The sequence below is a fragment of the Parvibaculum sp. genome, from assembly GCF_030651915.1.
In the GTDB taxonomy this organism is placed as follows: domain Bacteria; phylum Pseudomonadota; class Alphaproteobacteria; order Parvibaculales; family Parvibaculaceae; genus Parvibaculum.
This window is the reverse complement of the sequence record NZ_JAUSBV010000008.1, coordinates 98,610-110,816: the sequence shown is the minus strand read 5'-3', so window position 1 is coordinate 110,816 and position 12,207 is coordinate 98,610. Positions and strand designations below refer to the sequence as shown.

9 protein-coding genes are annotated in these 12,207 nt (G+C 59.9%); 4 read left to right on the top strand and 5 right to left on the bottom strand.

Annotated features, from left to right (window positions below; genetic code table 11):
• The first annotated feature begins 563 nt into the window (after nucleotides 1-563).
• Nucleotides 564-3,671 (top strand): type ISP restriction/modification enzyme, encoded by a 3,108-nt coding sequence (locus Q7V31_RS11905; RefSeq protein WP_304734584.1) that lies wholly within the window; start codon nucleotides 564-566, stop codon nucleotides 3,669-3,671.
• 532 nt (nucleotides 3,672-4,203) lie between these two features.
• On the opposite strand, the gene Q7V31_RS11900 is transcribed toward Q7V31_RS11905, so the two are convergent.
• Both Q7V31_RS11900 and Q7V31_RS11895 read right to left on the bottom strand, forming a co-directional pair.
• Entirely contained in the window at nucleotides 4,204-4,758 is a 555-nt protein-coding gene (locus Q7V31_RS11900) for a hypothetical protein (RefSeq protein WP_304734582.1), read from the bottom strand.
• A gap of 275 nt (nucleotides 4,759-5,033) precedes the next feature.
• Nucleotides 5,034-5,747 carry a hypothetical protein gene (locus Q7V31_RS11895; protein ID WP_304734581.1) on the bottom strand — a complete coding sequence of 238 codons (714 nt, stop codon included), beginning with the start codon at nucleotides 5,745-5,747 and terminating at the stop codon, nucleotides 5,034-5,036.
• A 670-nt stretch (nucleotides 5,748-6,417) separates the two neighbouring features.
• Here Q7V31_RS11895 and Q7V31_RS11890 point away from each other — a divergent pair.
• Together Q7V31_RS11890 and Q7V31_RS11885 are read left to right on the top strand one after the other, a co-directional pair.
• A complete protein-coding gene (locus Q7V31_RS11890) occupies nucleotides 6,418-7,833 on the top strand; it encodes an MFS transporter (protein ID WP_304734579.1) in 1,416 nt (471 codons plus the stop codon).
• 4 nt (nucleotides 7,834-7,837) lie between these two features.
• Nucleotides 7,838-8,590, top strand: coding sequence for an alpha/beta fold hydrolase (locus tag Q7V31_RS11885; RefSeq protein ID WP_304734577.1), 753 nt, complete (start codon nucleotides 7,838-7,840; stop codon nucleotides 8,588-8,590).
• Between the two features lie 650 nt (nucleotides 8,591-9,240).
• On the opposite strand, the gene Q7V31_RS11880 is transcribed toward Q7V31_RS11885, so the two are convergent.
• A complete protein-coding gene (locus tag Q7V31_RS11880; RefSeq protein WP_304734575.1) occupies nucleotides 9,241-9,378 on the bottom strand; it encodes a hypothetical protein in 138 nt (45 codons plus the stop codon).
• Between Q7V31_RS11880 and Q7V31_RS11875 the strand changes: the two genes are divergently transcribed.
• Entirely contained in the window at nucleotides 9,367-10,734 is a 1,368-nt protein-coding gene (locus tag Q7V31_RS11875; RefSeq protein WP_304734572.1) for an MFS transporter, read from the top strand. The genes Q7V31_RS11880 and Q7V31_RS11875 overlap by 12 nt on opposite strands.
• Before the next feature lie 345 nt (nucleotides 10,735-11,079).
• Here the strand turns inward: Q7V31_RS11875 and Q7V31_RS11870 are convergent, their stop codons facing one another.
• Complete coding sequence (locus tag Q7V31_RS11870; RefSeq protein ID WP_304734570.1) at nucleotides 11,080-11,427, bottom strand: hypothetical protein; 348 nt, start codon at nucleotides 11,425-11,427, stop codon at nucleotides 11,080-11,082.
• 139 nt (nucleotides 11,428-11,566) lie between these two features.
• Nucleotides 11,567-11,926: a hypothetical protein gene (locus tag Q7V31_RS11865; protein ID WP_304734568.1), complete on the bottom strand. Its 360-nt coding sequence runs from the start codon at nucleotides 11,924-11,926 to the stop codon at nucleotides 11,567-11,569.
• Nucleotides 11,927-12,207 lie beyond the last annotated feature (281 nt).

Below are 12,207 nucleotides of genomic sequence, written 5' to 3'. Positions count from 1 at the left end.
GGGACAAGTTGAGGGATAAGTGGGTTTTTCCCTGAGGGGACGAGATATCCCCCCTTGACGGAAATTTGCCGGAACGGATCCGGCCCTGCCGCCGCTACTGAACCGGCGGTCACTTCGGGCGGTGCGGCATGGCGGCGGGGCAGTTGATCCGTAGACGGAGTTATTTTTCACTCGGAGGTGTCTTCCGGTCGTGCCGATCACTTTTTGTTGCTGTGCGATGCAGGGGCGGGGATAAGTGCCGTTTTGCGGGATAAGTCGCTTCTGTCACGAAACTGTCATATTCGGGATTGCGGGAAGAAGAAGGTTTGCACGCGGAGACGCGGAGGCGCGGAGAAGATTTTTTCACGCGAAGGCGCGAAGACGCGAGGAAGAAGGGCAGCCGTCAACATACCCACAGGTGCGATCCCAAGCCTGCGCCGCTCTGCGGCTTTGGCCGCGCAGGCGGGACCCATTGGCTTCTCGACTACGGTGCGGTTGAGGCTGATGAAGCGTCAACCGTTGCTTTCTCGCCAGGTCAAAGCGCCATACGGTATTGAATCGACCGAATCGGGGGGCGGGCCGCAGTGAGCCAGATTCTGATCCAGAAATATCTGAACGACCTTTCGGACCTCAGGCGGGCCTCGGGCGAGGTGCGCGAGTCCGTCGTCCGCGAGGCGTTCAAGACGCTGCTGAAGGACTGGGGCCGCTCGAAAGACCTAATTTTTATTCCCGAATACAAGTTCGAGACGAGCGCCAAGGACCGCCGCTATGCGGACGGCGCGCTGCTGCACGAGTTGCGCGTGCCGTTCGGCTATTGGGAGGCGAAGGACGAGAAGGACGATCTCGACGATGAGATCGCCACCAAGTTCCGGCGCGGCTATCCGCAGGACAACATCATCTTCGAGGATTCGCGAACGGCGGTGCTGATCCAGAACCGCAACGAGATTGTCCGCTGCGACGTGACGGACCCGGAAGCACTGGAAAAGCTGCTCAATCTCTTTTTCGGGTACGAGCGGAAGGAGATTTCGAATTTCCGCAAGGCGGTGGAGCAGTTCAAGACCGACCTTCCGGCCGTGCTGGATGCGCTGCGCGAGATGATCGACAAGGCGCATCGCGAGGAGCCGAAGTTCAAGAAGGCCGCCGCTAAATTTCTGAAACACGCGCAGGAGACGATCAATCCGAGCCTGACGGACGCCGATGTGCGGGAAATGCTGATCCAGCACATCCTGACGGAAGAAATCTTCTCCAAGGTGTTTGACGAGAGCGAATTCCACCAGCACAACAATGTGGCGCGCGAGCTTTACGCGCTGGAAGGCACGTTCTTCACGGGCGGTTTGAAGAAGACGACGCTGAAGGGACTCGAATCCTACTATGCGGCGATCCGCGCGGCGGCGGCGCAAATCTCGAACCATCACGAGAAGCAGACCTTCCTCAAGGTCATCTACGAGAATTTCTACAAGGTCTATAACAAGAAGGCCGCCGACCGGCTGGGCGTCGTCTATACGCCGAACGAGATCGTTCGCTTCATGATCGAAAGCGCGGACTGGCTCTGCCAGCAGCATTTCGGCAAACGGCTGATCGACAAGCATGTCGAGATTCTCGACCCGGCTGCGGGCACCGGCACGTTTATCACCGAGCTGATCGAACATTTTCGCGGCCAGCCGGCGAAGCTGAAACACAAATATATGGAGGAGCTGCACGCGAACGAGGTCGCGATCCTTCCCTATTACGTGGCGAACCTCAATATCGAGGCGAGCTATGCGGCGATTACCGGTGAGTATGAGGAATTCCAGAACCTTTGTTTCGTTGACACGCTGGACAATGTGGCCGCTCTCGGCACCAGGAAGGGCCAACATGTAGGAGACCTTTTCGGTGCGATGAGCGAAGAGAATGTCGAGCGCATCAAGCGGCAGAACCGGCGCAAGATCAGCGTCGTGATCGGTAACCCACCCTATAACGCGAACCAACTCAACGAGAACGAGAACAACAAGAACCGCGACTATCCCGACATCGACCGGCGCATCAAGGAGAGCTACATCAAAGCCTCGACGGCGCAGAAGACGAAGCTCTACGACATGTATGCGCGCTTCTTCCGCTGGGCGTCCGACCGGGTGGCGGATGACGGCATCGTTGCCTTCATCAGCAATCGCAGCTTCATAGAGAGCCGGACCTTTGACGGCTTCCGCAAGATGGTGGCGGAGGAATTCAATGATATCTATGTGGTCGATCTCGGCGGCGATGTGCGGGCCGACCCGAGGCTGTCAGGCACGAAGCATAACGTGTTCGGCATTCAGACGGGCGTTGCCATCAGCTTCATGGTGAAGCGGCACAAGGCGAAGGGGTGCCGCATCCGCTATGTGCGCAGGCCGCAGATGGAGACGGCGGAGGAGAAGCTAGCCTTTCTTGATGCCACAACGGTTGGGGCTTTGCGTTTCGACGAAGTTGAACCGAGTGAAAAGAACGACTGGATTAACCTTTCTGATAACGACTTTGGTTCGCTAATTCCAATCGGTACGAAAGAAACAAAGTCTGCTCGTGTGCCATCCAAAGAGAAAGCAATCTTCAAATTGTACTCTCTTGGTGTCGCAACTAATCGGGACGACTGGGTCTATGATTTTGATCGATCGCATCTTTCATCCAAAGTTCGCTATCTAGTTCAAACATATAACGATGATTTGAAGAGTCTTGAACATCTGAAATCCGCTAAAGAAATAGCCGACAGCTTAAATTATTCGATCAAATGGACCCGGGCTGTAAAACGCGACCTTGCGCGGAAAATTGCCTACGTCTTCGATGAGCGCAAAATTGTGAGAGCGAACTACAGACCTTTTATTTCTGAGTGGCTTTACCGAGATGAGCACTTAAATGAAATGGGTAATCTCACGGCGAAGTTTTTCCATGATGGGTCGGTCGCTAATAGGGCCATAACAATAATGGGGGATTCATCGGGAAAACCCTATTTCTCTCTCGCAATCGATAGAATTCCAGACTTGAATTTTGTCAGTCCAGCGTCTGGAGGCAGTCAAACTTTCGCAAGGTCTCGATTAGAAGCTAATGGGAGTTTGGTCGACAACATCACCGATTGGGCGCTGAAGCAGTTTCGCGCGCATTACGAGAAGGGCGAGAAGAAGCCGAAGCATCCGATCACCAAGGATGCGATCTTCCATTACGTCTATGGTGTGCTGCACGATCCCGTCTATCGCGAGAAATATGCACAGAATTTGAAACGCGAGTTTCCGCGCATTCCCTTCTATGCCGATTTCTGGAAATGGTCGGCGTGGGGCGAGGCGCTGATGGCGCTTCATATCGGTTATGAGGCCGTCGAGCCCTGGCCGTTAGAGCGGATCGATGTGGCCGACGAGAAATCCGCCAAGGCGGGGCTGGCGCCCAAGGCGATGCTGAAGGCGGACAAGGATGCGGGGAACATCCAGCTCGACAGCGAGACGCAATTGACTGGTATTCCGCCGGAAGCGTGGGACTACAAGCTCGGCAACCGCTCGGCGCTGGAATGGATTCTCGACCAGTACAAAGAAAAGAAGCCGAAAGATCTGACGATCCGCGAGAAGTTCAACACCTACAGGTTCGCCGACTACAAGGAGACGGTTGTCGATCTTCTGAAGCGGGTGACGCGGGTGAGCGTCGAGACGCAGGCCATCGTGGAAGAGATGAAGGCGGCGCGAGACGCGCGGTAGCCGCTATTCCCCCTAAGCCCCGCTTTCGCCAGAGATTCCACCTTCCCTCCCGAGGCGCTTCGGCGGACAAGCCGGCGCGGCGAGGGTCGCTAGTTGGCGATAGGCCCATGGGCTCCGGAGTTCGCCGCGGTGCCACCTTTATTTTTGTTTCCGAGTTTGATCTTCTGATTGGGGCGCTTTGATTGTCGCCCCCAAGGCGCGATCATATGCGTTGGCATCCGCAGCCTTGATGCCGCGCTTCTTCTTGCGTGACAAAATCGTGCAACCGCACAGTTTTTGTAGCTTCCGCAAGCGTCAACATGTTGGATTCCTTGACAGATTCTACCTTGAATGGTAGCAAAACCATAAGCGAGCGGCTTGCGCCGCCCGCCCACGGTCAGAACGCTAACAACTTTAGTGGAAGTGTATAGCCGTCCACTTTACCGGCTCTGCAACCCGCTGCGGTTACAAGTTTCAGCATTTTGACTCCTTTCAGTTGCCGGGGACTACCAGCCCCGGCTCTGGCCTGTTCGGCACAGGAATGTTCAGCCGATCACGCGTTTGGTCGGCTCTCGTTTGGCGAGGTTGCAGCCTCACCGGCTTCTGAAGCGCTCCCGGATTTTCCGGCGGGCGCTTCATTGCTTTGAGCGAATCCGAATTTGGCGATTGCCTCATCCGTCACCGCGAATCCTCTTTCGGGCGTCCCACTAAGGAGCCCTGTTTTCACCATGTTGCGAACCCGGTCACGAGTGCTTGCTTCACTCACATTGAGTCCCATCATTTGGGCTATGCTGTGAATATCCGGGTACGTTTGACGCTTGTTTTCCATCACAAAAATCATGTGAAGAACTTCGCGCCAATCCTTTGATATTGAGCCGACTTTGCGACCGCCTTTGCGAATGCGTTCTCGCGTTCGCGGTCTTGCTTTCGCGGCAGTCACTGCGTTCTGAGGTCTGTCTTCTACGCGGTCAGTGACGGGGGTTGCCCCCGGTCGCAGGGCGGCGGCACGCTCAAGCGCCTTCAGCTCAAGGGACGCAGTGTGATGCTGCATCTTGAGTTTTTCCACCTCGCGGCGCTTGGCCACTATCGCTTGATCGAGCTTGTCCATGTCCAACGACTACAGGCGCGGTGGAATGAAAGCAATAGACTTTCGCTGTGTTAAGTGCGCTTTGGTTTGAAATTAAAAATATCTATATAAAACAACGGGTTATTAAGTAGGCCGCGTGGCCTAATGCAACCTACGCGGGCTTAATATGTGGCGGAAATGGTGGCGAGTCGGTAAGCGACAGCCACAACTCAGCGATTCGATACCTGCGTCGCGGGGATCATTCCGTTTATTTTGGGCTGGTGTGGGAGAAGCGGGGCGAGGGACTGTCGGGAGTGCTATGCTGTTTTCGGATTCCAGTGAAACCTGAGGACATACAAGAATCCGAGAAACATGATCGTCAGGCCGGTAATGGCGATAGCCAATCTCCTGAATGCAATGTCTCGCATCGACTGAATGGCGGCGTCTGCAGCGGGGTCCGACGCGATCTCGATGCCAATCCGCTCTGCGGCGCCGTCCGTTGATCGCAACACCCTCGCCAATGCGGCAGAACCTGTGGCGTTCCGAACGGCAGTCAGCTGTGCCTGAGCCAGTGCACCACGCACCGCAATTGAAAGCTCCAACGCTGCACTGCCTGCTTCGAGCTGCCGGAGCCTCAGCGCGTGGAGCTTGCCGATCAGCTCCTCTACACTTTCCGACGTGGGCCCAAGATCAACGCCGAGGCCCCGGTATCGGGAAGCCAGATGGCTGGTGACATTGTTCAATTCTCTCTGGTCGGATTTCAAATGACTGGCATTGTTGGCGACATCAACGATGTCGTTTTCAATTGATGCCCTGGAATTTTTTATAAACTCATAGTGCCGGTCTGCGGCGTCAAGTTGGACCTTGAGAGGTTCTATCGTCGCGATTTCCTCGCGCCGACGATCTGCTTCGAACCTTGCGTCCGCTTCTGCCACAGCCCGTTTCGCCGCATCGGGGCCGGTGCTGTAGAAATAGACGGCAATGGATATGGCGACTGCCACAGAGAAGAGTGTTGCCGCCACAGCGAGCATTCTCGTCTTCCGCATTGTTTTTCTTTCTGACGTGTGCAGCGGCGAAACCGGCAATCGGTTTCGCGCCTTTGGCCACATTGGCATGTATCGGGTATTGCAAGAAGCTGTCGGATGACCCCGTGACCGTTATGCGCGGGTCTGACAGAATTTTCGACCCTGCCGGAGAGGTGTGGAAATGAGTCGTGTTCCTGACGCCGCTTTGCGGCTTCTGGATTGCCGGGCCGCGGACCTTCGGTCCGGTCCGGCAAAGACGAATTGGAGAGCGAGGGATGGGGTGGCGAGGAACGACACACAGCGCGCCATTTGCCGGGAGCGCAGTCCCCCGCCCCAAATCGCCTTCGGCGATTTGACCCTCCCCGAGGGGAGGGTGGGAAGAAGGGGGGCGGCCGAGAGCGACGCTTGTGCGACTAATTTCGGCCGGGCGGTGCGACGGAATTGCCGGGGTGGGGCGTTGGGGGTGCTATCCGCCTTCGCCAAGGGGCTACGGCGGACAAGCCGGCGCGATTAGCTCCTCCCGGCTATAGGCCGGGAGGAGCTAACGCGAATGTGAGGCCCTGACTGCGAAAGGGTCTTGGTTCGGGCGCGGCATCGGCGATAATGCGGAGTGTGGCGGACACCGGGCGATCAAGACCCGAGGGCGCCGGAGGCGAAACAGGAGGAACCCCCTATCATGACGACCCAGACGGGCCGAAAGCCGCTTTCGCGCTGGACATTGTTTGCCTTTGCGCTGCCGGCGGCGCCGATTTCGGCCATGGGGCTGCCGCTGGCCGTGCATCTGCCGCCCTTCTATGCGGGCTCGCTGGGGCTGGGGCTGACCGTTGTCGGCACGATCTTCATGTTCGCGCGCTTCTGGGACGTCTTCACCGATCCGGTGCTCGGCATCGTCTCGGACAAATACGAAACGCGCTGGGGGCGGCGGCGGCACTGGATCGTGATCTCGGTGCCGATCATGATGCTGTCGGTCTTCATGATCTTCATGCCGCCGGTCGCGGTGACGCCGCTCTATCTGGTCGGCTGGCTGTTCGTGCTTTATGTCGGCTGGACGCTGCTGACGATTTCACACATGTCGTGGGGCGCCGAGCTGACGCCCGATTATCACGAGCGCTCGCGCGTGCAGGGCGCGCGCGAAATCGCGCTGATCCTCGGCATGGTGTTCGTGCTGACGCTGCCGGTGCTGATCGAGATGACCGGGCCCGAAGACGTGGCCGCGGCGCGCGTCGCCTCGATGGGCTGGTTCGTGTTGATCCTGCTGCCGATTGCCGTGTTCCTGGCGGTGCGTTTCGTGCCGGAGCGCCCGACGCCGCGGCCGGGCCATGTGCCGATGAAGGAGGCGATTGCCGCGCTGGTGCAGAGCCGGCCGTTGCAGAATGTGCTGGCGGCCGATCTGATTTCCGGCATTTCGGGCGGGCTTGTCGCCTCGATGTTCCTGTTTCTGGCCGAAGACGCGCTGCAGCTCGGCAAATATTCGAGCCTGATGCTGCTTGGCTATTTCATTTCCGGCGTGTCGTTCATTCCGGTGATGTTGTGGCTCAGCCGCAAGCTCGGCAAGCACCGCACCGCCGCTTATTCGGCGCTGTTCAACGCCGCGTCGGTGCCGCTGATCCTGCTGGTGCCGGTGGGCAATGCGCCGGCGGCGCTGGCGGTGTGGGTGCTCTGCGGCGTCAACATGGCGGCCGGGCCGTTCCTGTTCCGCTCGATCATGGCCGATGTCGCCGATCACGACACGGTGCGCACCGGGCAGCAGCGCACGGGGCTTTTCTATTCGATGCTGACCATGACCAACAAGATCGGCGTCGCGGTGGCGATTTTCGGCGGCTACACGATGCTCGACATGATCGGCTTCACGCCGCGCGGCGAGAATACGCCGGAAGTGCTCAACGCCTTGCGCGGGGTCTATGTCTGGCCGGCCTGCATCATCAGCATCGCCGTTGCCGGCATTCTCTGGTTCTATCCGATCGACGAGAAGAAGCAGCGCGAGAACCGCGAGGTGCTGGAGAAGCGCGGGCTCGAAGCGGCGGCGACCGCCATCGCGGCGCGGACGGGGCATCCTTCCGACGCGCAGAGCTCCGGCGTGCCGGCGGATTGAGGCGATGCCGGAATTTTCTTCCCAAGGCGTTTCGATCGCCTATCAGGTGGCCGGCGAGGGCAAGCCGATGCTGCTGGTGCATGGCTTCGCGGCGACGGCCGAGGACAACTGGATCCGCACCGGCTGGGTGCAGGCAATCACAAGAGCGCGGCGGCAGGCGATTACCTTCGACCTGCGCGGGCACGGGGCCAGTTCGAAGCTTTACGATCCCGCCGATTACACAGTCGAGAAGATGGCCGGCGACGCGCTGGCGCTGCTCGATCATCTGGGGCTCGAGCGGGCCAGCCTGATGGGCTATTCGATGGGGGCGGGGATCGCCGCGCATCTGGCCGCGCATCATGGCGACCGCTTCGGCATCGTCATTCTGGGCGGGGTCGGCGAAAAGTCGCTGACGGGTTCTTCCGGCATCGGCGATGTGGCGGCGGCGCTCGATGCCGACAGCGCCGAGGGCATCACCGAGCCGCTGGCGCGCGGCTTCCGGCTTTATGCCGAGGGGCTGGGGCAGGACCTCAAGGCGCTGGCAGCCTGTGCGCGGGCGCCGCGCGGGAGCGACCGGGGCGCCGATCTCGGGCTCATTCGCAACGAGGTTCTGGTGATCGCCGGGGCGCGGGACGATCTGGCCGGCGATCCGGGGCCCTTCGCGGCGCGGATGAAGGATGCGCGGGCCGAAATCATTCCGGGTACAGATCATATGTTCGCGCTGGCCAATCCGATGTTCAAGGGCGCGGTGATGGATTTCCTGGCCGGGATCAGCTGAGCGAAGGAAAAAAGGACTCACGCGGAGACGCGGCCTGTCCTCCGAAGCTGCGTAGCAGCGCAGGAGGAAGACGCGAAGAAGGGAAGAAAGAAGGGGTTCACGCGGAGACGCGGAGGCGCGGAGAAGAGAAGAAAGAAGGGGTTCACGCGAAGACGCGAAGGCGCGAAGAAGGGAAGGAAGTAGGACTCACGCGGAGACGCGGAGGCGCGGAAAAGGAAAGAAGAAGAGAAGATTTCAGGCGCTTCGCGCCGAAGAATTCTTCGCGCCGAAGGCGCAATGAAATCTCTCTTCTCCGCGGCTCCGCGTCTCCGCGTGCAAAGTCTTCACTTCTCCGCTTGCCGCAGCCGCCCATGGAACCCGGCTTTCTCCCTGTGCCGCCTTGCAGCTTCGGGAGAAGGGAAGGAAGAGAAGGGTTCACGCGAAGACGCGAAGAAGGGAAGGAAGAAGGGGTTCACGCGGAGACGCGGAGGCGCGGAGAAGAGAGGAAGGAAGGGAAGGGTTCACGCGAAGACGCGAAGGCGCGAAGAAGGGAAGAAAGAGAAGATTTTTGGCGCTTCGCGCCGAAGGCGCAATCCATCTTCTTCCTTCGCGTCTTCGCGTGCAAAAAATCTTCTCTTTTCCGCGGCTCCGCGTCTCCGCGTGCAAAATCTTCACTTCTCCGCTTGCCGCAGCGTGGATTGAGTCCCCGGAATAAATCCCAGGATGAGATGTTTTTCCAGACCATTTCCGACGCCGAAACGCCGCCCGACACTTGACCCTATACGAGGCATTTTTTCATGAACGGCCATCGTCTTTCTTCCTGGCGTCTTGCGGCTTTCTCCGGACCCGCCATTCCGATCGGCGCGCTGGGGCTGCCGATTGGTGTCTATCTGCCGCATTTCTATGCCGGGCCGATGGGGCTCGGGCTCGCCGCGGTCGGCACGATCTTCATGCTGGCGCGCTTCTGGGACGTGTTCACCGATCCGGCGATGGGGGTTCTCTCCGACAAGTTTCCCTCGCGCTGGGGACGGCGGCGGCACTGGCTGGTGCTGTCGGTGCCGATCCTGATGCTGTCGGCCTTCATGGTGTTTTCGCCGACGGCGCCCATCGGGCCCGTCTATCTGCTCGCCTGGATGTTCTTTCTCTATATCGGCTGGACGCTGCTGACGCTGTCACACATGGCCTGGGCGGCGGAACTTTCCGACGACTACAATGAGCGTTCGCGCATTCAGGGATTTCGCGAGGCCTTCCAGCTGCTCGGCGTGCCGCTGGTGCTGCTGCTGCCGGCGGCGATCGAGTGGATGGCGCCGGAGAATGTCGATGCGGCGCGCGTCGCCTCGATGGGCTGGTTCATCATCATCGTGCTGCCCTTCGCGGTCGCGCTCAATCTGTGGCTGGTGCCGGAGCGCAAGGCCAAACCGCAGGCCCATGCGAGTTTCGTCGCGCAGGTGCTGCCGCTCTTCCGCAACGTGCCGCTTCGGCGGCTGCTGGCGGCCGATTTCCTGTCGGGCTTTGCCGGCGCCGCACTCGCCTCGATGTATATTTACGAGGCGACGCTGGTGTGGGGCGTCGGAAGCTGGGCGAGCCTGTTGCTGCTGCTCTATTTCTTCGGCGGTATCGGCTTCATTCCGGTGATCCTCAAGATCAGCTACCGGATCGGCAAGCACCGCACCGTGGTGCTGGCGGCGCTGTTCAACGTTTTCTTCGCGCCGGTGATCTTCCTTATTCCCTATGGCAATGTCTGGGCGGCGGCGGCGGTGCTGGTGTTTCTCGGCGTCAATGTCGGCACGACGACGACGCTTTACCGCTCGATGATGGCCGATGTCGCCGATATCGACGAACTCGATACCGGGCAGAAGCGGACCGGGCTGTTCTATGCGCTGCTGACGCTGACGCAGAAGACGGGCGGGGCGGTGGCCGTCGGCGTCGTCTTCTGGACGCTGGCGCTGATCGGCTTCAACCCGCAGGGCGAGAATGCGCCGGGCGCGGTTTCCGGGCTTTCCTATGTGTTTGTCGCCGCGCCGGTTCTCTGCAACGCGCTGGTGGCGGCGATCATCTGGTTCTATCCGATCGGACTGAAGGAACAGTCGGAACTGCGCCGGCGGCTTGACGAACGCTTCACCGAGGAAATCGAGCAGACCGAACGGCCGCCGAATTTGCCGTAAGGGAAGAAGGGTTCACGCGGAGACGCGGCCTGTCCTCCGAAGCTGCGAAGCAGCGCAGGGGGAAGGCGCGGAGAAGAGAAGCAAGAAGGGGTTCACGCGAAGGCGCGAAGACACGAAGAAGGGAAGGGGTTCACGCAGAGACGCAGAGACGCAGAGGTGCTGCGATGCGGCGCAAGCGCATCAGGCTTTCACAGGCGCTGCTTTCTTTCTTGCCGGGCTTTGCCCGGCAATAGCAGTCGCGGGCGATTGGAAACGGGAGCCTGCCACATATGCATTCCCCTCTGCGTCTCTGCGCCTCTGCGTGCAAAAACCCTTTTTCGCAGCGAAGGGTTCATGCGCCCGCGGTCAGTAGTCCGTCAGGCAGGGGAAGGCGTCGGTCATTGCCTGCATCATGGCGTTTCCGTACGGCTCCTCCGCCCACCAGGGATCGCGCTCGAGTTCACTCAGGCGCGCGATCATCATGTCGGCCGCCTTGTTGTGTTCGAGCGGAATGCAGGTTGGCTCCGGATTGTTCGAGAGCTTCATGCCCGACACAATGAACTCGTTCATATAGTCGCGGCAATCGTCGAGATAGTCGTCGCATTCGGGCAGAAATGTCCGCAGCGAATCGTCGACCGGTTCCTCCGCCTGCGCGGTGGCGAGCAACCCGAAGAATGCGAGCGCAACCGAGATTGACCTACAGGCCGTCTTCATTTTCCTCGCCCCCATACCGGCCCATACCGGTTGGGAGAGCGTGGGCTTGTCGCCGGGGCGCGTCAAGCGGCGGCGGTGCGTTTCGTCGGGGAGTTGGCGCAAACCGGCGCGCGCCCAACTTGTCATAAGGGAAAGGATTTCAACGAAAATAACCCGCCAGGCAGGGAAAGGCATCGTCCATCGCCTGCATCATGGCGTCCTCGTACGGACCCTCGGCCCATGCGGGATCGCGGGCGAGGTCGCGCATGTGAGCGAGCAACATGTCAGCCGCTCTGCCGGGCTCGGACGGAACGCAGGCCGGTTCCGGTTTGTTCGAGAGCCTCATGCCTACCGATATGTCCAGCATGACGGCGTCGTCCAGATAGGCGCGGCAATCGTCGAGGTGGCTGTCGCATTCGAGGAGGAACGCTCGCAGCGACTCGTCGTCCGGTTCTTCCGCCTGCGCGGTGGCGGGCGAGCCGATGAGTGCGAGGGCGATCGCGATTGCTCCAAAAGCCATCTTCATTTTCTGCACCCTCCGCCCCGGTTGAGTGAGCGTGAGCGCGAGAGCGGGGCGCGTCAAGGAAATTGAAAAAACCGAGCGGCCGCCCAATCTGCCGTGAGGCGAAGGGAAGAAGGGGTTCACGCGGAGACGCGGAGGCGCGGAGAAGAGAAGGGTTCACGCAGAGGCGCAGAGACGCAGAGGTGCCTGTATGCGCGGCCGGCTCCCGTTTCCTGTCGCCCGGCTATTTTTTGCCGGGCAAAGCCCGGCAAGAAAAAACAGCGCCTGTGAAAGCCTCA